The following is a 20518-nucleotide window of genomic DNA, read 5'->3' on the forward strand; positions in this document are numbered from 1 at the left end:
GGGTCGGACTCTGGCGAGTCCGACCCGTTCTGTATTCCCGTGCTGACTCTTCAGCTGCTGCGCGGCGGTGTGAGCCTGTCGAGGTCCAGGCTGATATCGAAGGGCACCGGACGCTGGAGCGACCCTCGGTAGATGCCGGCGCGCGCGTGACTGCCAGTCGGTTCGTCGGGCTCACCGTCAACGCGCAGCCGCCCTTCCTGGCTGTCGTTCGGTCCGGGTCCGGGGGTGGTGCCCGGACCTGTGATGGCACGTCGTCTGTCGACGTCAGAGCCCCGTCACCCGCGCCACCGTGAACGGCGTCTGCGGTGTGCCCGGCCCCATCGGGCCCCCCTTGTCGAACTGGGAGCGGACGACCAGGAGGCCGTGGGGGGTGTGGGCGAGGGTGGTCGGGATCTGGAGTGCGGGGTCGGTCAGGCGGCGGTGGAGGCGGGCCGTGGTGCCGGTGGGGGACAGGTGCCAGCGGGTGAGGGTGTTGGTGGCGTTGTGCGCGGCCCACAGGGTGCGGCGGTGCAGTTCCAGGCCGTCGCCGTTGAGCAAGTCTCCCCCGTCCAGGGTGACTTGGCTGACGGATCCGGTGGCGGTGTGCACGCGGTAGAGGCCGCCGCCCGTCATGTCTACGACGAACAGCAGACGCCCGGCGGGGTCCGCGGCGATGCCGTTGAGGGCGTACGTGCCGGACGGGCGCGGGGGCAGCGCACCGCCCAGGTCGTAGTGCGCGGTGAGCGGGGCGCGGCCGCCGCGGGCGCGGGTCACCTCGGCCGGAGTGACGCGGTAGATCACCGGCCTCGCGCTGTCGGTGGCGTAGGCCGTGCCGTCCGCGGTGATCACGAGGTCGTTCACGAAGCGCGGGTCGCCTTCCGGGACCTCGAAGCGGGCGACGAGCGAGCGGTCGCGCAGGTCGTAGACGTCGATCCCGGCGGTCGAGTCGAGGACCCACAGGCGGCCCGCCCGGTCGGTCTTGAGCCCGTTCGCCGTCGTGCGGCCGTCGGTGCCCGCCGGGAGGAAGATCTCCGCGGCCCGGCTTCCCGTGGCGGCGCGGTAGACCGCGCCGGTCGTGTACGAGCCGACGTAGGCGTCCCCCGTGTGCGCGTCGAGGGCGATGCCCTCCGGGTAGGCGCGGTCGCCGGGCAGGGTGAAGGCCGTGGAGATGCGGGGCCCGGCGGCGGCGCTCGCCGTGGGGGCGGTGGCGGCCACGGCAAGCGCGGCCGTGGCGGTCAGGAAGGTACGGCGCTGGATCGAGCGGGACACGGCAGTGCCTCTCGGTTCGAGTACTCAGTATGTGATGGGTGCGAATCTAGATTAGAGTCCTAATCATCGCCACCGTATTAATGTGAGCGGGGTGACCTCCATGCCCGCCTCCGAGCGCCTCGGTTCCCACCTCAAGCGGGCCGAACAGGCCCTCAACGCGACCAAGACCGCGGTCCTGAAGCCGGCGGGCCTGACGGTCGCCCAGTACGGCGCTCTGCTGCACCTCGCCGGCAACCCCGGGATCTCGGCCGCCGCCCTGGCCCGGCTGTGCGGGGTCACCCCGCCCACGATGAACACGGTCCTGAAGAACCTCCAGGACCGTGACCTCATCGCCCGCACCCCGCACGAGTGGCACAGGAACGTCCTGGAGACCCGTCTGACCGAGGAGGGCCGCGCCGTCCTCGCCGACGCCGACACCCACGCCGTGCGCGTCGAACGGGCGCTGGCCGCCGAGTTCACCGACGAGGAGCGGGACGCCCTGACCGGGCTGCTCGCCCGCTGCGTCGAGGTGCTGGAGGCGCAGCGCCCCTGAACCAAGCCCCTGATCGAACGGTCAGGGACCTCCGATCGACCTGTTCAGGGATCCTGATCGGCCTGTTGAGGGCCTGACAGCCTGTTCGGGAACCCTGATCGGCCTGTTCGGGGCCTGGCCGGGCTGGTTCAGGACCCTGACGGGACGTCGCCCAGGCCCCTGGCGGGGTACGGCGCCGGGTCCGTCACCCAGCCCGCCATCAGCACCAGCCGCGACTCGCGGTCGACCGCGAGGAAGCCGAAGGGGTGGTCGAAGGCCACGCGGACGACCGTCGTCTCGTAGCGGTACTGCGGGGCGGCGCCGGCTCCGTACGGCACGAACGCCGTCACCGCCGCCGCCCGGAAGCCGAGCGCGCCGAACCGGGCGAGGACGGACTGGCGGGCGGCGCCGATGGCGAGCGGGAAGGCGCTGACGCCCGGGAAGTGGGCCTGGCTCAGGTCCTGGGCCGTGGCGAGCCCGAAGAGGCCCGGCAGCGCCAGCAGGTCGTGGTCGGCCCGCACCTCGTACGCCACCGTCCGCACGTCCAGGGCGATCGGCTCGGGCGCGGTGGCGGGCTGCTGCTCCACGTGCAGACCGGGGCCGACGTGCCCGAAGGGGAGCGAGCCGCCCCGGGTGACCGTGAGCGTGCGCTCCACTGCCCCGACCCCGGCGCCGAGGACCTGACCTGGTGTCATCCGCTCCTCACCCAGGACCAGATGGACGTCGACGCCGTTGTCGCCGGGCACCGTCAGCGCGGTGACGAAGCCGTCCGGCGTACTCGTCACGCCGACCCGGTCCGGCCGTATGCTCCTGCGGTGCAGGCCGAGCAGCGTACGGCCCTGCCAGGGCCCGGACTCCGGGCGCAGCATCGTCTCGGTGAACGGCTGCCGCCAGTCCGTGCGCAGGGCGAGGGCGTCGGCCAGCACCATCCGCGCGTCCCGCGTCAGCGTCACCGGCATGCGCTCCACGAGCCCGCCGGTCCGCTCGGCCGCCCAGGAATCCAGCCACTCCTGCGCGGTGACGAGGTCGTCGCCGAACACCCCGTGCGTCCCGGCCGGCAGCCCGGCCCGCCACTCCTCCCTCAGGTGCAGTGTGTGGTGCGTCCACAGGGCGAGGGCCGTGTCCAGGCCGGAGACGGAGTCCAGCGCGGACAGCAACTCCCGCGCGGCGGCGGCCGCCTGCTCCGCGGGCACGCCGAGCGCTCCGGCCAGCTCCGCCCGCGCGGCGCCCGTCGCGCCGTCGGCCAGGAAGGCCATCAGGGGCCAGACCCCGGCCGCCGAGAAGGCCGTGCCCTCCGCGGCCGTGTGTGCCGCCCACCGCGCCGTGAGCCCGTTCACCATCCTCGCGGTGGTGCCGTCCACCCCGCTTCCCGCCTGGTGTTCCGCCCTCATTCCGCCCCCACTCGTGCCCCGCTTACCATGCGGCGAGTCGTACGTCAGAACAGTCGCCGGGCCCTCGCCCGACCTGCGCTGCCGCCGCCCTACCCAGGAGCACGGTACCGGTGTCCATACCCCCGCCCCCCGGCCCCCACCAGCCAGAAGGGCCGAATCAGCCACCCCTGCCGCCGTATCGGCAGGGGCCGTCCGGGCCGTCGGTACCCCCGCAGGGCCCGCACAACCCCTACGAGGCGTCGGCGTACCCGCAGGGTCCGCAGAACCCGTACGAGGCGTCGGCGTACCCGCAGGGTCCGCAGAACCCGTACGAGGCGTCGGCGTACCCGCAAGGGCCGCAGAACCCCTACGGGCCGCCGGTGCACCCGCAGGGCCCGCACAACCCCTACGGGCCGTCGGCGTACCAGCCGTGGGCGCAGGGCTACAGCCCCTACAACCGGCCGGCGCCCGTCAACGGTCTCGCCGTCGCCTCCCTCGTGCTGGGCGTCCTGTGCTGTGTGCCGGGCGTGGGGCTGGTGCTCGGGCTGGTGGCGCTGCGCCAGATCCGGCGGCGGGGCGAGCGCGGCAAGGGGCTGGCGGTCGGCGGTGCGGTGCTGTCCGGGATCGGGCTCGCGCTGTGGGCGCTGATGCTTGCCTCGGGCGGCGCGTCCGACTTCCGGGAAGGGTTCGAGGAGGGCGCGCACGACGGCGCGAGCATCTCGCTGGTCAAGGGGGAGTGCTTCGACGCGCCCGGCGGTGCGCTGAGCGGCACGACGTACGACGTGGACAAGGTGCCCTGCTCCGGCACGCACGACGGCGAGGTGTTCGCCTCCTTCCGGCTGCAGGACGGGGGCTACCCGGGCGACGACTCGGTGACCGGCACCGCGGACGATCGCTGCTACGGCCTCCAGGACAGCTATGCGATGGACGGCTGGGCCGTCCCCGGCGACGTCGACGTCTACTACCTCACACCCACCGAGGACAGCTGGTCCGGCGGCGACCGGGAGGTCACCTGTGTGTTCGGCAATGTGTCCGAGGGCGGTGACCTGACCGGCTCGCTGCGCAACGACGAGACCGTCCTCGACGCCGACCAGGTCGCCTATCTGAAGGCCGCGCACGTCCTCAACGCAGCCCTGGAATCCGCGCCCGGCGCGGACGACGTCGAGGACGACCTGCCGGGGCACAAGGCGTGGGCGGGCCGGGTGTCGGCCGCGCTGGCCGAGCAGGCCCGGACGCTGCGCGGGCACGAGTGGCCCGCCGGCGCCCGCAAGCCGGTCACCGTGCTGGCGGCCGACCTGGACCGGGCGCGGGTCCAGTGGGCGAAGGCCGCGAAGGCGAAGGACGCGGACGAGTTCTACCTGTCCTACGGCGCCGGTCTGCGGCTGCTGGACCCGAAGGAAGGCGTGCCCGCGCGCAAGGCCCTCGGGCTGGAGACGACTCCGCCCGCCCGTGACGGCGGTGACGGTGGTGACGGCGGTGGCAGTGGTGACGGCGGAGACGGCGGCGGCAGCGACGGCGACCGTCTGGAGGTGTGATCGCAGCCATAGCGGGGAGAAAGTGCCTGGGTAAAGCCTTCCCCCGCCCCTTGTCATCACATCGAGTGATTCTCTGGCCTTCGCTTGCATGGCACAACCCACGGTTGCCAGGCTGTTGCTGTCTGTACAACCTGATGGGAGCGGCCAGTGTCTTTCGGTGAGCAGCCGGCGTACCTGCGCGTCGCGGGTGATCTCCGCAAGAAGATCGTCGACGGTTCACTGCCTCCGCACACCCGGCTCCCCTCCCAGGCCCGCATCCGCGAGGAGTACGGCGTCTCGGACACGGTCGCGCTGGAGGCCCGCAAGGTGCTGATGGCCGAAGGTCTGGTCGAGGGCCGCTCCGGCTCGGGGACGTATGTGCGCGAGCGTCCGGTGCCCCGGCGTGTGGCCCGCTCCGGATTCCGTCCGGCCGCCGGTGCCACGCCCTTCCGGCAGGAGCAGGCCGACGCCTCGGTGCGCGGCACCTGGGAATCGAGCAGCGAGCAGGCCGTGGCCCGGGGCATCATCGCCGAGCGGCTCGCCATCGAGTCCGGCGACCGGGTGATGCGCACCAAGTACCTGTTCCGTGAGGCGGGGGAGCCGATGATGCTCTCCACCTCCTGGGAACCGCTCGCCGTCACCGGGCGCACCCCGGTGATGCTGCCCGAGGAGGGCCCGCTCGGCGGCATGGGGGTCGTCGAGCGCATGCGGGCCATCGACGTCATCGTGGACAACGTCACCGAGGAGGTCGGCGCCCGCCCCGGCCTCGCCGAGGAACTGCACGTCCTCGGAGGGGTCCCCGGTCATGTGGTGGTGGTCGTCCAGCGCACCTACTTCGCCTCCGGCCGCCCGGTGGAGACCGCCGACGTCGTGATCCCGGCCGACCGCTACCGGGTCGCGTACCACCTGCCCGTGAAGTAGCGCACACCCCGGCACGCCCCTCGACCGGGTGCCCTGCTCGCACCGCCCTTGCCCCGCCCCTGACGGTCCGCCGCGATCCAGCCGTTCTCGCAGGTGATCCCTGGTCCGCCCGAAATGCCCCGTCGCACGACACCGGAGGGGCGGGCGGCGCGTTCGCCACCGTGCGCCCCCTGCGTTCTGGCTGGTTGCGTACCTCTTTGTGAAAAGGCGTATTCGCTCCGTGAAGGTAGGGCGTACGCTCGGGCATATGCGGATTGCGGTTTCCTTAGGCGGGGCACGGCGGGGGCCCGGAACGGGACGGGGGTCCGGGACGGGGCGGGGGTCCCCTCGCGACGGGGGTCCTTCCCGCGCAAGCGAAGTCGAGCGTGTGCGAGCAGCCGAGCGTGGGGGAGGGTGGGGCAGTGCAAGAGGGAACGGTGGGGGCGATGAGTGAGGGGACGGTCTCCCTGCCCTGGATCGTGATACGGCAGGACGACAACGGCAATCGCTACCGTGTGGGGCGGTACGCGACCCGGGCCGAGGCCCAGAAGATTGCCGACAGCCTCGACGACCGCGGCCACAAGCAGGTCTATTGGGTCGAGCGCATAGGCCAGAACGGCAACGGCACCCAGAACTGACCAACGACGGGGACGGCGGCACCCAGAACTGACCAACGACGGGGACGCCGGCAGCCAGAACTGACCGATGACGGGGACGCCGACAGGCAGAACTGACCGACGACGAGGGCGGCGGTGCCCGGAACCGAGCGACGAACGGGGACGGCCCCCGGAACCGACCGATGACGGGGACGGTGCCCCGAACCGCCCGGCGACGGGGACGGTGGCGCCCGGAACGGACCGATGAACGGGGACGGCGGCGCCCGGAACTGACCCTCTGTGTGCTCCCGTAGGCTCCGCTGCATGACCGAACGGATCGTGGTGGTGGGAGCCGCCCTGCTCGACGCCGGCCGACTGCTCGCCGCTCGCCGCAGCGCGCCCCCCGAGCTGGCCGGGCGCTGGGAGCTGCCCGGAGGCAAGGTCGAGACCGGCGAGCGGCCCGACGACGCCCTGGTGCGTGAGCTGCGCGAGGAACTCGGCATCGACGCCGAGACGGTGGAGCGCGTGCCGGGGGAGCGGCCGCTGAGGCCCCCGTACGTCCTGCAGGTGTGGACCGCGCGCTTGCGCCCCGGTTCCGCGGCTCCCCGGCCCCTCCAGGACCACGACGAGCTGCGCTGGCTCACCCCCGACCGGCTCTGGGAGGTGCCCTGGCTCGACCAGGACGTGCCGGCGGTCCGCGAACTCGCCGCACGCCTGCGTGCCGGGGCGCACTGAGCGGGCTCGCCGGTGCGGAGCTGGAGCGCGCCGAGCTTCCTGTACGCCGTTCGTGCCACAGTGCGCCTTCGTTTGCGGTAATGCCCCCCTGATACCGGGTATGTCCCCATTAACCCCATGAAACCGGACATGGGTGGGCTCACTGGCCTGGGAAGTGATCGGCGTGATCGACACCGAAGGCGACTGCGCCGAGTGGACCTTTCCCGCGGAACCCGGCGCCGTGCGCACCGCCCGCGCCGCGGTCCGGGAGCAGTTGCGCGGCTGGGACCTCGACTCGCTCGCCGATCTCGCGGCCCTGCTGGTCAGCGAGTTGGTGACCAACTCCCTGCGGCATGCCACCGGCCCGATCGGCGTACGGCTGGTACGCCCCACCGCGCTCGACGACGTGCTGCTCGTCGAGGTGTCCGACCCGCTGCCGGACCCGCCGCGCGAGCGCATCGCCCACCCCGAGGACGAGAACGGGCGTGGCCTGCAGTTGGTCGCCGGCTCCTCGCGCCGCTGGGGCACCCGGCCCGGGGACACCGGAAAAACCGTCTGGTTCGAACTGCCGGTGTCCGGCTGAGCCCGGTGTACACACCGCCGGAGGGCGCCCACCGTGCGCCCCGCCGCGGCGACCGGGTCGAGGGTGCGTGATTCGAGGGCGTGTTCCCTGGTTAGAAGACTGGAAGTGTTGTCGCGGCTCGGTCCGAAAAACGCCTGGACCGAGCTGTGATCGTGAACACCGTGTCGTGCGGCGCCGTAGTGCTGGATACTGCGGGCAGCCGCCCCTGGTGACCGGTGCCGGGCGCGGTGAGCTGGAGGGGACGGTTCGCGTGAGCGAGATACCAGCGAAGGCCACGGAGTCCGAGGACCCGTCGGACGGCGCGGGGAAACAGGCAGTACCGGCCGCGGACGCGCCCGGCGACACCATGTGGCAGAGCAGCCCGCCCGGCTCGATCTACGACTACATCAAGGTCGCGTCCTTCTCCATCAGCCCCGGCGGACTGGTCGACCAGTGGAGCCTGCGCGCCGAGCAGCTCTTCGGCGTCCCCGCCGAACGCGCCGTCGGCATGGACCCCATAGAAGCCTTCATCGACCCCGACCTGCGCGAGCGCGGCCAGCGGAAGATGGCCGAAATCCTCGACGGGCGGGAGTGGACCGGGGTCGTCCCCTTCCGGATGCCGGACGGGCCGGACGGGGCGCGGGGTGAGGAGGGGCTCGCCGAGGTCTATGTGATGCCCACCCGGACCGCGGAGGGCGACAAGGCCGCCGTCTGCATCGTCGTGGACGTCCGCACCCTGCGCAGCATCGAGACCGACCTCGCCGCCTCGCAGGCGATTTTCGGTCAATCGCCGTTCGGTTTCCTGCTGATCGACCCCGACCTCCGGGTCCGCCGCGCCAACATGCGCTTCGCCTCCATCTTCGGCGGAACCCCGGACGACCACCGCGGCAAGGGAGTTCACGACTATCTGGCGCGCGGCGAGGCCGAGCGGATTTCGGCCACCCTGCGCCGGGTCCTGCAGAGCGGCGACTCCATCACCGACATGCATGTGACGGGCTTCGTCCCCGGCTCCGAGGAACGGCGGCACTGGTCCGTCAACCTCTACCGCGTGCACGGCGGCACCGGCCGCCCCATCGGCGTCGCCTGGCTCGGCACCGACATCACCGCCCGCCGTGCCGCGGCCCGCGAGGCGGCGGCCGCCCGGCGCAACCTCGCCCTGCTCAACGAGGCCGGTGCCCGGATAGGGAACTCCCTCGACCTGGAGACCACCGCCCGCGAACTGCTGGACGTCGTCGTCCCCGGCTTCTGCGACCTCGCCACCGTCGACCTCTACCAGGGCCTCCTCGCCGGTGACGAGACCCCGCCGGGACTCGCCGACGGCAGCGCGGAACTGCGCCGCGTCGCCTTCGCCAGCGCCGTCTCGGGCGTGCCCATCGGCGGCTCGGGCGACCCCGTGGCGGTCGGCGCGGTCCACCACTTCCCGTTCAACTCGCCCTGCGCGGACGCCCTGCGCACCGCCCGCCCGCAGTACATCCCCGCCGAGGACGGCGGGCTCGTGCAGTCCACGCTGGCCGTGCCGATGGTCGCCCACGACACCGTCGTGGGCCTCGCGCAGTTCGCCCGCACCAAGGGCAGCGAGCCGTTCGGCGACCGCGACCGGGACCTGGCGGTCGAGCTGGCCGCGCGCGCCGCCGTCTGCATCGACAACGCCCGCCTGTACCGGCGCGAGCACGAGCGTGCGCTCATCCTGCAGCGCTCCCTGCTGCCGCCCGGCGACCCCGAGGCCTCCGGCCTGGACATCGCCTGCCGCTATCTGCCGGGCAACGCGGCCACCGAGGTCGGCGGCGACTGGTTCGACGTCATCGAACTCCCCGGCCACCGCACGGCCCTGGTGGTCGGGGACGTCATGGGACGCGGACTGCGGGCCGCCGTGGCGATGGGCGAACTCCGAACGGCCGTACGCACGCTGGCCCTGCTGGACCTCGAACCGGCGGAGGTTCTCTCCGCGTTGGACGAGATCGCCCGCGGACTCGGCACCCCCGGTGGTGTCCAGCAGGCCACCCGCGCGGCCCGCCAGCCGCGCGACGCCGACCTCTCCGAGGTCTACCTCGCCACCTGTGTGTACGCGGTCTACGACTCCGTGACCAGACGCTGTACGTTCGCCAACGCCGGCCACCTGCCCCCGGTGCTGGTGGAACCCGGCGAGGCGGCGCTGATGCTCGACGTGCCGCCGGGGATGCCGCTGGGCGTGGGCGGCGAGCCGTTCGAGGAGGTGGAGGTCGAACTCCCCGAGGGCGCCCTGCTCGCCCTCTACACCGACGGCCTGGTCGAATCCCGTGACCACCCCCTGGACGAGGGCCTGCAGGCCTTCGTGGGCGCGCTGACCGATCCCTCCCGGCCCCTGGAGGACGTCTGCGACCACGTCCTCAACACCCTCGACACCCACCACGGCGAGGACGACATCGCCCTGCTGATGGCCCGCGTCCAGGGGCTGCCCGCGGACTCCGTCGGGGACTGGGCGCTGCCGCGCGAGCCGCGCAGCGTGGGCCGGGCGCGGGAGTACGCCCGGGCACAGCTGCTCAGCTGGGACCTGGAGCCGCTGGTCGACACGACGGAGCTGCTGGTCAGTGAGCTGGTGACCAACGCGCTGCGGTACGGGGAGGGCGAGATCAGGCTGCGGTTGCTGCTGGACCGCACGCTGGTGTGCGAGGTGTGGGACTCCGGTCTGGTGCAGCCGCGGCGGCGACGGGCCCGGGACACGGACGAGGGGGGCCGGGGGCTGCAGCTGGTGGGGCTGCTCAGCGCGGCGTGGGGCTCACGGAGGACGCCGAGGGGGAAGACGGTGTGGTTCGAGCTTCCGTTGCCCGGCGGCGAGAGCGGTCTGACGGACCCGGCGGAGGCACTGCTGAGCCTCTTCTGAACGCCCCTCTTCGCCCACCCGCCCACCCGACTCGGTCGGCTGCGAGGGCGCCGTAGAGGGTGATTCCGCTTGCCGGTGTGGGTTGGTTCGGGGTGGGCTGCCCGCTGGTCCGGCTCGGTCGGCCGTGCGGGTGCCGGAGCGGATGAACTCCCCTTCGCCCACCCGCCCACCCGACTCGGTCGGCTGCGAGGGCGCCGTAGAGGGTGATTCCGCTTGCCGGTGTGGGTTGGTTCGGAGTGGGCTGCCCGCTGGTCCGGCTCGGTCGGCTGTGGGGGTGCCGTTGAAGGTGATTCCGCTTGCCGACGTGGATTGGGTTCGGGTGCCGTCAAGGCGGTGTTGGTGCGGCCCGCCTGCGGGTCGGGGGCGGGTCACGGCAGGTGGCGGCGGGCGTGTGTCGCGGGGCCGCCGAAGCTCGTCGGGGGGCCTCCGTCCGGTTCCTCGGCCAGGAGGATCCCGCCCAGCACGGCGCCCGCGAGTCCGGCCGCGGAGCCGTCCGCCGCGGCGTAGGGGTTCCCGTGCACCCCCACGTCCCGTTCGGCCAGCTCACGGGCCTGGCGGGCCAGCGTGTCCGCCTCACCGGCGGCGCCCGAGCCGAGCGCCCGGCCCGCCTCCGCCAGCCGTGCCCGTGCCGGTGCACCCACCGCCCCCCGGTGCACGGCGACGAAGTCCTCCGCCCCGCCCACCGCACTGCGCGCCACGAGCAGCGCGGCCGCCCGCACCACCCCGGACCGCCCCGACTCCAGCCGCTCCACGGCCCGTGCGACGCGCCGCAACGCGTCCAGCGGGTCGTACGGCCCCTCGGTCAGCTCGGTGCGTACGGCGCCGAGCACGCCGTCGGCGTGGGCGAGCCGGGCGTGCAGTTCCCCGGCCGTCAGAGAGGTCCGCCCGGTCTCCTTGCGGGCCTCGGCGATCTCCGCCTCCCCGCCGGTCAGCGCGGCCGGCACCAGCGCGGCCGCCTCCCGCAGTCGTGCCGAGAGCCGCTCGACCCCGCCGACGAGAACACCGGCCTGGGCGATGGCACCCTCGGCCGCGCGCAGCTGCCGGGCCGCCTGCGCCCCACCGCCCGAATCGGCGGCCTGGCGTGCTTCGTTGAGCCGTGACGTGGCGAACAGCAGCCGGTCCTGGGCCTGTTCGACACAACCGGTCACGGGGGCCCCGGCCGAAGGCGCGTACCGCCGGTGCACCTCCGCCGCCGTGGTCCGGGCCGCCGCCGTCCGCGCGGTCAGCTCCCGGAACCGTCCCTCGGCCACCGCCAGCGCCGGACCCGTGTCCTGCTCCAGCCCCCGCAGCCGGTCCAGCGCCGTCGCCTCGGCGTCCAGCCGCCGCCCGGCCTCCGCACACCGCCCGATCACTCCCACCAGCGCCTGCCGCCGGGCGTCCTCGTCCCCCGGAACCCCCTCCTCGTACCGCCGCCATATCGCGAACGCGGCCGAAAGCTCGGTCTCCGCGGCCCGCAGCGCATGCCCGAACGGCTCGGCCGCCTCCTGCCCGAACAGCTCCTCGACGAAGGGAAGTTCCTCCGCGCTGCCGCGTACACAGTCGTCGGCCAGCACCAGCGCGGCACGGGCCTGCCGCTCGGACTCCCGCGGCGTGGGCACGGGCGGCGCCGCCGAGACCACGCCCGGTGTCGTCCGGGTCCGGGCCCGCCGGGTGCGCCGCAGGTACCCGTATCCGGCCAGCGCCCCGGCCGCGCCGAGCGCGACGAAGGGCATGACGAGGTCGGTCGCGGACGTCCCGTCGTGCTGTGCCGCGGCGGCGGTCGCGACCGGCCCGCACGGGTCGGCGGGAACCGGATGCCGGTCACCGACCGTCATCACCGGCAACACCAGCCACCCGGCCCCCACGAGGGCACCCACCACGGCACGCGTCACCCGCATCCGTATGTGGGCCGTGGCGCGCCGGGGCCGGCCCCGAATCAGGGAGGACGTCACATTTTGGAGCGTATGGGCAGGTAGGCGCCGCCGCGAGCGGGATGGATACGGGTGGGGGAAGAAGGAGACAGGGGGACAGAAATGGTCGAGGAAACCAACGAACGGCAACCGGACCCGACGCCGGCCGAGGTCGGAACACCCTCACAAGGACGCCCCGCGCCGACCGACAGCGAAGGCCCCCCGAGCGAGCCCCCCACGGCCACCGACGCCGCGGAGTCCCAGGGAGGGGTTCCCGTGTCGGCGGATGGCGCAGAGTGCCCGGGAAGAGTTCCCGTGTCGGCGGATGGCGCGGAGTCCCCAGGAGGGTCTCCCGTGCCGGTGGATCCTGCAGGTTCCCCCGGAGGGGTTTCCGCGTCGGGGGAGGGTGCAGGTTCCCCGGAAGGGGTTCCCGTGTCGGCGGAGGGTGCAGAGTCCCCGCCGGAGCACACCGCGGCAGCCGGCGGCGTGAAGCCGTCGCGCGAGCGGCCGGCAGACGAGGGCGGGTCGGCAGACGAGGGCGGGCCGGCGGCGGCGCAGGGACGGCCGGCGGTCGCCGACGGCGAAGGCGCCGCACAGGGGCCACCCGCGCCTGACGACGAAAGGTGCACGGGTGGTGCGGGTGGGAGCGCGAAGACCGATGGCGAAGCCGAGGAGGCGAAACGTTCCCGCCGTCTCCGTCCCGGTCTCCGCCGCCGCCCCCGCCGCACCCTCCTCGCCACCGCCCTCCTCCTCCTGCTCCTCCTCCCCCTCCTCACCGCCGAAGCGGCCCTCCGCCTCAACTACACCGGCACCCCCGGCCCCGGCACCCACACCCGCGGCAAGGACACCCTCTGGCTGGGCCACGCCTGGGTGGACGGCCGTAAGACCGCCGGGGACGTCCGGACGCTGGCCCACCGCCTCAAAGACACCGGCATCCGGGACGTGTACGTCCACGCGGGCCCGCTGGAGCACGACGGCACCCTCCCGAAGTCGGCCTACCCGAAAGCACGTTGGTTCATATCGGCCCTGCACGAAGCGGCGCCCCGGGTCCGCGTGCAGGCCTGGCTCGGCGACAAGCTGGCCACCGAGAGCCCCGACGGCCTGCACCTGGACCGCGCCGCCACCCGTGCCGCGATCCTCACCTCGGCCGGCCAGATCCTCGCGGCCGGCTTCCAGGGCACCCACTTCGACCTGGAGCCCCTGCACTCCGGCGACCGCGACTACCTCGCCCTCCTGGACGACCTGCGCACCCTCACCCACGCCCACCACGCACTGCTCTCCGTGGCCGCCCACCAGATCGACCCGCTCCCGGCCTTCCACTCCTTCTGGGGGGCGACCACCGGCCACCCCAAGTGGTGGTCGCAGGCCTACTTCGGGCAGGTGGCCCGCCGGGTGGACCAGATCGCCGTCATGTCGTACGACACGATGCAGCCGCTGCAGAGCCTGTACGGCGGCTATGTGGCCGAGCAGACGAGCCTCGCCCTGGAGGTCACCCCGGACTCCACCGACCTCCTGATGGGCCTGCCGTTCTACCACGAGAACCGCTTCGGGCACTGGGCCCACGCGGAGACCGTCCCGGCCGCCGTACGGGGCGTACGCCTGGGCCTGTCCCGCTCCGACGCCGGCCGGTCCCGTTTCGGTGTCGCCCTGTACGTCGACTTCGCGGCCACGGAGGCGGACTGGCGGGCGTACCAGGAGGACTGGGTGGGGTGACACCCGGACCGGCCAGGACCGCGCACGCCTCCCTGACCACGAACACCACCCACCCCACGAACACCACGGGGGCCGTGGGGGCCACCATGGCCACCACGGCCCCCACGGTGATCACCCCCCGCGACCATCACGAGGACCTACGAGGACCTACGAGATCCTACGAAGACCTACGAGGACCGTCTCCTGATCTTCGAGCCCAGCCACACCAGCGGGTCGTACTTGCGGTCGACCGCGCGTTCCTTCAGGGGGATCAGGGCGTTGTCGGTGATCTTGATGTCCTCCGGGCAGACCTCCGTGCAGCACTTGGTGATGTTGCAGTAGCCGAGACCGTGTTCGTCCTGGGCCGTGCGTTTGCGGTCCAGGCCGCTCTCGGCGGCCGCGTCCAGCGGATGCATGTCCAGCTCCGCCACCCGCATCAGAAAGCGCGGGCCGGCGAACGCCGTCTTGTTCTCCTCGTGGTCACGGACCACATGGCAGGTGTTCTGGCACAGGAAGCACTCGATGCACTTGCGGAACTCCTGCGAGCGGTCCACGTCCTCCTGGAACATGCGGTACTCGCCGGGTGCGAGCCCCGGGGGCGGTACGAAGGCCGGGACCTCCCTGGCCTTCTGGTAGTTGAAGCCGACGTCGGTCACCAGGTCGCGGATCACCGGGAAGGTGCGCAGCGGGGTGACGGTGATGGTCTCCTCGCGTGTGAACACCGACATGCGGGTCATGCACATCAGCCGCGGGCGCCCGTTGATCTCCGCCGAGCACGAACCGCACTTGCCCGCCTTGCAGTTCCAGCGGACCGCCAGGTCGGGGGCCTGGGTGGCCTGGAGGCGGTGGATGATGTCCAGCACCACCTCGCCGTCGTTCACCTCGACCCCGAAGTCCTGAAGGCCGCCGCCCTCGACATCACCCCGCCACACCTTGAAGCGGGCCTCATAGCTGCTCACTCGTAGAGCTCCTCTTCGGCGAGGTACTTGACCAGCTCCTCCTTCTCGAAGAGGGCGAGCAGGTCCGTGCGGATGGGATCGGTGGTCTCGCGGGTGAGGCGGATCTGGCCGCGGGCCGGGTCGGTCGCCGCGAGGCCTCCGGTGGGGTCGGCCGGCGCGCACAGCAGGTTCACGTTGCGCCAGCCGCGGTCCATCGTCGGGTGGTCCTCGCGGGTGTGCCCGCCGCGCGACTCCGTGCGTTCCAGGGCCGCCCGGGCCACGCATTCGCTGACCAGGAGCATGTTGCGCAGGTCGAGGGCGAGGTGCCAGCCCGGGTTGAACTGGCGGTGTCCCTCGACGCCGGCCCGGCGGGCGCGCACCCGCAGCTCGGCCAGCTTCTGCAGGGCCTGCTCCATCTCGCCCTCGCGGCGGATGATGCCGACCAGGTCGTTCATGGTCTGCTGGAGTTCCTGGTGGAGGGTGTACGGGTTCTCCGGCGGGCCCGCCTCGCCCTCGGCCTCCGCGGAGAAGGGCCGCAGGGCTTCCGCGGAAGCCAGGTCGATCTGGGCGTCGGCGACCTCGGGGCGCTCGGCCGTGCCCGCCGCGTACTCGGCCGCGTGCCAGCCCGCGCGGCGCCCGAACACCAGCAGGTCGGAGAGCGAGTTGCCGCCGAGCCGGTTGGAGCCGTGCATGCCGCCCGCGACCTCACCGGCCGCGAACAGCCCCGGCACCCCGCGCGCCGCCGCCGTGTCGGAGTCGACCGCGATGCCGCCCATGACGTAGTGGCAGGTCGGCCCGACCTCCATGGCCTCCGCCGTGATGTCGACGTCGGCCAGCTCCTTGAACTGGTGGTACATGGAGGGCAGCCGTCGCCGGATCACCTCGGCGGGCATACGGGTGGACACGTCCAGGAAGACCCCGCCGTGCGGCGAGCCGCGGCCCGCCTTCACCTCGGAGTTGATGGCCCGGGCGACCTCGTCGCGCGGGAGCAGCTCCGGCGGCCGGCGGTTGTGCTCCGGGTCCTCGTACCACCGGTCGGCCTCCTCCTCCGACTCGGCGTACTTCTCCTTGAAGACGTCCGGGACGTAGTCGAACATGAACCGCTTGCCCTCGGAGTTCCTGAGCACCCCGCCGTCCCCGCGGACCGACTCGGTGACGAGGATGCCCTTGACGGACGGCGGCCAGACCATGCCCGTCGGATGGAACTGCACGAACTCCATGTTCAGCAGCGGTGCCCCGGCCAGCAGCGCGAGCGCGTGGCCGTCGCCGGTGTACTCCCAGGAGTTCGAGGTGACCTTGAAGGACTTGCCGATCCCGCCGGTCGCGACGACCACCGCGGGGGCCTCGAGAACGAAGAAGCGGCCGGACTCGCGGTCGTAGGCGAAGACGCCCGAGACGCGGCCGCCCGTGGCGGAGCCGCCGTCGGGCGCGGTCTTCAGGATCCGGGTGACCGTGCACTCCTGGAACACCTTCAGCCGGGACTCGTAGTCCCCGGTCTCCTCCTTGTCCTGCTGCTGGAGCGCGACGATCTTCTGCTGGAGGGTGCGGATCAGCTCCAGGCCCGTACGGTCGCCGACATGGGCGAGGCGGGGGTACTCGTGGCCGCCGAAGTTGCGCTGCGAGATCCGGCCGTCCTTCGTGCGGTCGAACAGCGCACCCCAGGTCTCCAGTTCCCACACCCGGTCCGGGGCCTCCTGCGCGTGCAGCTCGGCCATCCGCCACTGGTTGAGGAACTTGCCGCCGCGCAGGGTGTCGCGGAAGTGGACCTGCCAGTTGTCGTGTTCATTGGCGTTGGCCATGGCCGCCGCGATACCGCCCTCGGCCATCACGGTGTGCGCCTTGCCGAACAGCGACTTGCAGATCACCGCCGTACGCGCGCCCCGCTCCCGCGCTTCGATCGCGGCCCGCAGCCCGGCGCCGCCCGCACCGACCACGACGACGTCCCACTCCTGCCGGTCCACCACGGACATCAATCAGTTCCTCACTAGAAGAAGCGCGGATCGTCGAAGACCCCGGACGCGACGAGATAGACGTAGAAGTCGGCGAGCGCCACGCTCAGCAGCGACGCCCAGGCCAGCTGCATGTGACGGGCGTTCAGTTTCCCGACGAACTGCCACGCCTTGTAGCGCACGGGATGCTTCGAGAAGTGCTTGAGCTTGCCGCCGACGATGTGCCGGCAGGAGTGGCAGGAGATCGTGTACGCCCAGATCAGGGCGATGTTGACCAGGAAGACGACCGTGCCGAGGCCCATGTGGCCCCAGCGGTAGTGCGTGTCGCGGAAGGACAGCACGGTGTCGTAGGTCAGCACGCCGGCGACCAGCAGGGCGGCGTAGAAGAAGTACCGGTGGACGTTCTGCAGGATCAGCGGGAAGCGGGTCTCACCGGTGTACTTCTTGTGCGGCTCGGCGACCGCGCAGGCCGGCGGGGAGGCCCAGAAGCTGCGGTAGTACGCCTTGCGGTAGTAGTAGCAGGTCAGGCGGAAGCCGAGCGGGAAGATCAGGATGATGATCGCGGGCGAGATGCCCCACCAGCTCCCGAAGAGATCGCCGTTCGGGCCGCCGCGCATGGTCCGGCAGTTCTCGGCCAGGCACGGCGAGTAGAACGGGGAGACGTACGGCGCCGCGTAGTAGTGCGCGTTCGCGAAGGCCCGCCACGTCGAGTAGACGACGAAGGCGAACAGACCGGCCGCGGTGACGGCGGGCGCCAGCCACCAGCGGTCGGTCCGCAGATGCGGTGCGGCGATCGCGGCGCGCGTACCGGTGTGTACACCGCCGCTGTTCTGTTGATGTTCCGTACCAGTCGCCAAGGGACAACTCCGGTCGGTTCAGGGTTCAGGGGGCGTGCCGGTCGCGGGCGCCCAGACCCTCGTCGTCCGAGTCCGTCCACAGACTGATGTCGTACGGCGTGTCGGAGATGGTGACGAGGTCGTGCCGGTTCGGAGCGGCCCCGGTGGCGGCCGCCTCCCGCAGCAGCGCCACGCTCTCGCGCAGATGGTCGGAGTCCAGCCGGACCCGGCGCATCTCCAGGCCGCCGCTGCCTAGTTGCTGCTCCAGGCGCCCGAGCGACCGGTGGAGGTCGTCGAGGCAACGCTGGACCGATGTCAGTTCGTCGTGCACGGACATGACTTGCCCTCACTTCCGCGGGTCTTGCGGGCCCTGGGCGGCAACGTTCATGCGCCTTGGAGTGTTGCGCTTCGCACCTGCTGCTGTGAAGAGATGTGCACCGATTGGCCGAGGCGTACGGATGCACATTCGGGTGTATTGCGCCGCACGGGTGGCTTACCGTCCGTCGTCGCCGTGTCGCCCGCTCTCGCCGGATCCTTTCCTCTTCAGTGGGCGCATAGATCTGATCAGCTCCATATACCGCCAAAAGTGATCATAACGCCCGCGGCTTCCCGGAGGTAGCAGAGATGTCCCACGACGGCGTCGGACTGCGCGCGGTGATGCGCTCGGTCGCCTTCCTGACCGCAGGGGCCCTCGCTGTGCCCCTCCTCGCGGGCTGCGGCTCCGACGACGACACGGCGGGACACCCCCTGGCCAAGCAGGACATCGTCCCCGTCGCCCGCGACCAGGTCGCCGCGGGCGGCACCGTGAAGTGGGCCGTCGACGCCGTACCGGAGACCCTGAACACCTTCCAGGCGGACGCCGACGCGGGCACCACCCGCGTCGCCCAGGCCGTGCTGCCGGCGATGTTCCGCCTGGACGCCTCCGGACGCCCGGCGGCCGACCCCGCCTACCTGGAGTCCGCCGAGGTCATCGAGACCGAGCCGCGCCAGGTCGTGCTGTACAAGCTCAACCAGCAGGCCGTCTGGAGCGACGGCCGGGAGATCGGCGCCGCCGACTTCCTCGCCCAGTGGCGCGCCCTGTCCGGCAAGGACAGCGCCTACTGGACCGCCCGCAACGCCGGCTACGACCGCATCGAGAAGATCGAGCGCGGCGCGAACGACCTCCAGGTCCGGGTCACCTTCTCCCGCCCCTACGCCGACTGGAAGTCGCTCTTCTCCCCGCTGTACCCGAAGGACGTCATGGGCACCCCGGACGCCTTCAACGACGGCGCCCGCCGCAAGCTGAAGGTCACCGCCGGCCCCTTCGACCTGCAGAAGGTCGACACCGCGGCGAAGGACGTGGTCCTCACCCGCAACCCGCGCTGGTGGGGCAGGCCCGCCAAGCTCGACCAGATCGTGCTGCAGGCCGTACCCCGCGAGAAGCGGGTGACGGCCCTGGCCGACGGGAGCGTGGACCTGGCCGAGATCGACGCGTCGGACGCCGAGCGGATCAGCCTCGCCGCCCGCGAGAAGGGCAGCGGCACCCCGCTGCAGGGGGCCGGGAAGACCTCCGCCAAGAAGCTGCGCTCCTGGGCACTCGCGCACGGCCTCGACTCCGGCCAGGTGCACGCCGGCAGGAAGAAGCTGCGCAAGGCGATCACCCGCTACCTGGACGAGCAGCAGGAGCTGCGCGCCTTCGACGTCCGCAAGTCGCTGGAGCCCGCGTACACCCAGCTCGCCCTCAACGGCGCCGCCGGCCCCCTCACCGACGAGCGGGTGCGCCGGGCCGTCGCCCGTGCCCTGAACCGCGACGAGCTGGCCAAGCTCGTGCTGACCCCGCTGGGCCTGCCCGCCGTCCCGGTCGGCAGCCACCTCGCCCTGTCCGGACAGGCCGCCTACGCCGACGGCAGCGGCGCGCTGGGCGGCCAGGACACCAAGGAGGCGGCGGCCCTGCTCGCGGACGCCGGCTGGGTGGCCGGGGGACCGGTCAAGGAGGAGAAGAAGGGCGAGAAGGCGGCCGGCCCGCAGAGCGAGAAGCGGGCCAAGGACGAGGAGGAGCAGTCCGAGGGCGGCCAGGACGGCGAGTACATCGTCGGCGAGGACGACAAGGGCAAGCACCACGAGTCGGCCGAGGAGAAGCGGGAGAAGGGCGACGAGGGCGGCAAGCACCTCGCGCAGGACGGCAGGCAGTACTCCGGCAACAGGAGGGGCGGCGCGCCGGGCGCGTACGCGCCGAAGGGCACCGCGGCGCCGGCCGGCGCCGCGACCGGGCAGCTCGCCAAGGACGGCAAGGCGCTCGCGCTGCGGTTCGTGCTGCCGTCGGGGCCCGGCTCCGAGACGCTGAACACGGTCGCCGAGCGGATCTCCGGGATGCTGGAGAAGGTCGGGATCCGCACGACGATCATCAAGGTCTCGGACGAGAGCTACTTCAAGGACCACATCGCCGCCGGCGACTACGACCTCGCCCTGTACTCGTGGCCGTCCACCGCCTTCCCCGCGACCGACGCGCGGCCGATCTACGCGAAGCCGGTGCCGGCGGCGGACGGGTCGGCGAGCATCGAGCAGAACTACACGCGGATCGGTACCGACCAGGTCGACCAGCTCTTCGACCAGGCCGCCGGGGAGCTGGACGAGGACGAGTCCCATGATCTGATCCGGCAGGCGGACTCGCGGATCTGGGCGGAGGCAGGATCGATTCCGCTGTATCAGCGGCCGCAGCTGGTCGGCGTGCGGAAGGGTCTGGTCAATGCGGGCGCCTTCGGCTTCCAGACGCCGGTCTACGAGGACATGGGCTTCCTGAAGAAGGGGGCGAAGGCTGCGCCCGGTCCGTCCAAGGCATAGCGTTGGGGGCGGTGAAAACCGGGGCTGAGCTGCGCTGACGGAGCCCGACGAGCCACAGCGGCGGCGGCAACGTACCATGGGGTGAGGCCGTGGCGTGTCAAGCCCGGCAGGCCCGCGTC

16 protein-coding genes and 1 pseudogene are annotated in these 20518 nt (G+C 72.3%); 9 read left to right on the forward strand and 8 right to left on the reverse strand.

What is annotated here, in order from left to right; translation table 11 throughout:
- Window positions 1-50 precede the first annotated feature (50 nt).
- Both ACZ7P3_RS22110 and ACZ7P3_RS22115 read right to left on the reverse strand, forming a co-directional pair.
- Window positions 51-173 (reverse strand): annotated as a pseudogene (locus ACZ7P3_RS22110) (Uma2 family endonuclease); the annotation flags it as partial.
- 91 nt (window positions 174-264) lie between these two features.
- A complete protein-coding gene (locus ACZ7P3_RS22115; protein ID WP_472084173.1) occupies window positions 265-1248 on the reverse strand; it encodes an SMP-30/gluconolactonase/LRE family protein in 984 nt (327 codons plus the stop codon).
- A gap of 82 nt (window positions 1249-1330) precedes the next feature.
- Between ACZ7P3_RS22115 and ACZ7P3_RS22120 the strand changes: the two genes are divergently transcribed.
- The gene (locus ACZ7P3_RS22120) at window positions 1331-1780 is read left to right on the forward strand and encodes a MarR family winged helix-turn-helix transcriptional regulator (protein ID WP_472084175.1); all 450 of its coding nucleotides are present in this window, start codon (window positions 1331-1333) and stop codon (window positions 1778-1780) included.
- Window positions 1781-1908: 128 nt separating this feature from the next.
- Here ACZ7P3_RS22120 and ACZ7P3_RS22125 read toward each other — a convergent pair whose 3' ends face one another.
- A complete protein-coding gene (locus tag ACZ7P3_RS22125) occupies window positions 1909-3150 on the reverse strand; it encodes a serpin family protein (protein ID WP_472084177.1) in 1242 nt (413 codons plus the stop codon).
- A 110-nt stretch (window positions 3151-3260) separates the two neighbouring features.
- Between ACZ7P3_RS22125 and ACZ7P3_RS22130 the strand changes: the two genes are divergently transcribed.
- From ACZ7P3_RS22130 to ACZ7P3_RS22155, 6 genes are all read left to right on the forward strand, one after another.
- Window positions 3261-4664 (forward strand): DUF4190 domain-containing protein, encoded by a 1404-nt coding sequence (locus tag ACZ7P3_RS22130; protein ID WP_472084179.1) that lies wholly within the window; start codon window positions 3261-3263, stop codon window positions 4662-4664.
- 147 nt (window positions 4665-4811) lie between these two features.
- Window positions 4812-5564: a GntR family transcriptional regulator gene (locus tag ACZ7P3_RS22135; protein WP_472084181.1), complete on the forward strand. Its 753-nt coding sequence runs from the start codon at window positions 4812-4814 to the stop codon at window positions 5562-5564.
- A gap of 425 nt (window positions 5565-5989) precedes the next feature.
- On the forward strand, window positions 5990-6181 hold the full coding sequence (locus tag ACZ7P3_RS22140) for an SPOR domain-containing protein (protein ID WP_472084183.1): 192 nt from the start codon (window positions 5990-5992) through the stop codon (window positions 6179-6181).
- 282 nt (window positions 6182-6463) lie between these two features.
- Complete coding sequence (locus ACZ7P3_RS22145) at window positions 6464-6874, forward strand: (deoxy)nucleoside triphosphate pyrophosphohydrolase (RefSeq protein ID WP_472084185.1); 411 nt, start codon at window positions 6464-6466, stop codon at window positions 6872-6874.
- 133 nt (window positions 6875-7007) lie between these two features.
- Complete coding sequence (locus tag ACZ7P3_RS22150; RefSeq protein ID WP_472084187.1) at window positions 7008-7436, forward strand: ATP-binding protein; 429 nt, start codon at window positions 7008-7010, stop codon at window positions 7434-7436.
- Between the two features lie 250 nt (window positions 7437-7686).
- Entirely contained in the window at window positions 7687-10275 is a 2589-nt protein-coding gene (locus ACZ7P3_RS22155) for a SpoIIE family protein phosphatase (RefSeq protein WP_472084189.1), read from the forward strand.
- A gap of 368 nt (window positions 10276-10643) precedes the next feature.
- Here ACZ7P3_RS22155 and ACZ7P3_RS22160 read toward each other — a convergent pair whose 3' ends face one another.
- Window positions 10644-12206: a hypothetical protein gene (locus ACZ7P3_RS22160; RefSeq protein ID WP_472084191.1), complete on the reverse strand. Its 1563-nt coding sequence runs from the start codon at window positions 12204-12206 to the stop codon at window positions 10644-10646.
- Window positions 12207-12596: 390 nt separating this feature from the next.
- Between ACZ7P3_RS22160 and ACZ7P3_RS22165 the strand changes: the two genes are divergently transcribed.
- Window positions 12597-13877, forward strand: coding sequence for a glycoside hydrolase family 18 protein (locus tag ACZ7P3_RS22165; RefSeq protein ID WP_472084193.1), 1281 nt, complete (start codon window positions 12597-12599; stop codon window positions 13875-13877).
- A gap of 167 nt (window positions 13878-14044) precedes the next feature.
- Here ACZ7P3_RS22165 and ACZ7P3_RS22170 read toward each other — a convergent pair whose 3' ends face one another.
- The 4 genes from ACZ7P3_RS22170 to ACZ7P3_RS22185 are packed head-to-tail and all read right to left on the reverse strand — an operon-like array spanning window position 14045 to window position 17916.
- A complete protein-coding gene (locus tag ACZ7P3_RS22170; RefSeq protein ID WP_472084195.1) occupies window positions 14045-14815 on the reverse strand; it encodes a succinate dehydrogenase/fumarate reductase iron-sulfur subunit in 771 nt (256 codons plus the stop codon).
- Window positions 14812-16764 (reverse strand): fumarate reductase/succinate dehydrogenase flavoprotein subunit, encoded by a 1953-nt coding sequence (locus ACZ7P3_RS22175; protein WP_472084197.1) that lies wholly within the window; start codon window positions 16762-16764, stop codon window positions 14812-14814. The genes ACZ7P3_RS22170 and ACZ7P3_RS22175 overlap by 4 nt, the downstream gene beginning before the upstream one ends.
- Before the next feature lie 14 nt (window positions 16765-16778).
- A complete protein-coding gene (locus tag ACZ7P3_RS22180) occupies window positions 16779-17600 on the reverse strand; it encodes a hypothetical protein (RefSeq protein WP_472084199.1) in 822 nt (273 codons plus the stop codon).
- 25 nt (window positions 17601-17625) lie between these two features.
- Window positions 17626-17916 (reverse strand): hypothetical protein, encoded by a 291-nt coding sequence (locus ACZ7P3_RS22185; RefSeq protein ID WP_472084201.1) that lies wholly within the window; start codon window positions 17914-17916, stop codon window positions 17626-17628.
- A gap of 287 nt (window positions 17917-18203) precedes the next feature.
- Here ACZ7P3_RS22185 and ACZ7P3_RS22190 point away from each other — a divergent pair, with 287 nt between their 5' ends.
- Entirely contained in the window at window positions 18204-20399 is a 2196-nt protein-coding gene (locus tag ACZ7P3_RS22190; RefSeq protein ID WP_472084203.1) for an ABC transporter family substrate-binding protein, read from the forward strand.
- The last annotated feature ends 119 nt before the right edge of the window (window positions 20400-20518 follow it).

The organism is Streptomyces sp. NPDC107581 (assembly GCF_055657175.1).

What these genes read in the sequence shown, in the direction of transcription:
- ACZ7P3_RS22125 (WP_472084177.1), bottom strand. Translation starts at nt 3,150, where the DNA reads ATGAGGGCGGAACACCAGGCGGGAAGCGGGGTGGACGGCACCACCGCG.
- ACZ7P3_RS22140 (WP_472084183.1), top strand. Translation starts at nt 5,990, where the DNA reads ATGAGTGAGGGGACGGTCTCCCTGCCCTGGATCGTGATACGGCAGGAC.
- ACZ7P3_RS22145 (WP_472084185.1), top strand. Translation starts at nt 6,464, where the DNA reads ATGACCGAACGGATCGTGGTGGTGGGAGCCGCCCTGCTCGACGCCGGC.
- ACZ7P3_RS22175 (WP_472084197.1), bottom strand. Translation starts at nt 16,764, where the DNA reads ATGTCCGTGGTGGACCGGCAGGAGTGGGACGTCGTCGTGGTCGGTGCG.
- ACZ7P3_RS22185 (WP_472084201.1), bottom strand. Translation starts at nt 17,916, where the DNA reads ATGTCCGTGCACGACGAACTGACATCGGTCCAGCGTTGCCTCGACGAC.
- ACZ7P3_RS22190 (WP_472084203.1), top strand. Translation starts at nt 18,204, where the DNA reads ATGTCCCACGACGGCGTCGGACTGCGCGCGGTGATGCGCTCGGTCGCC.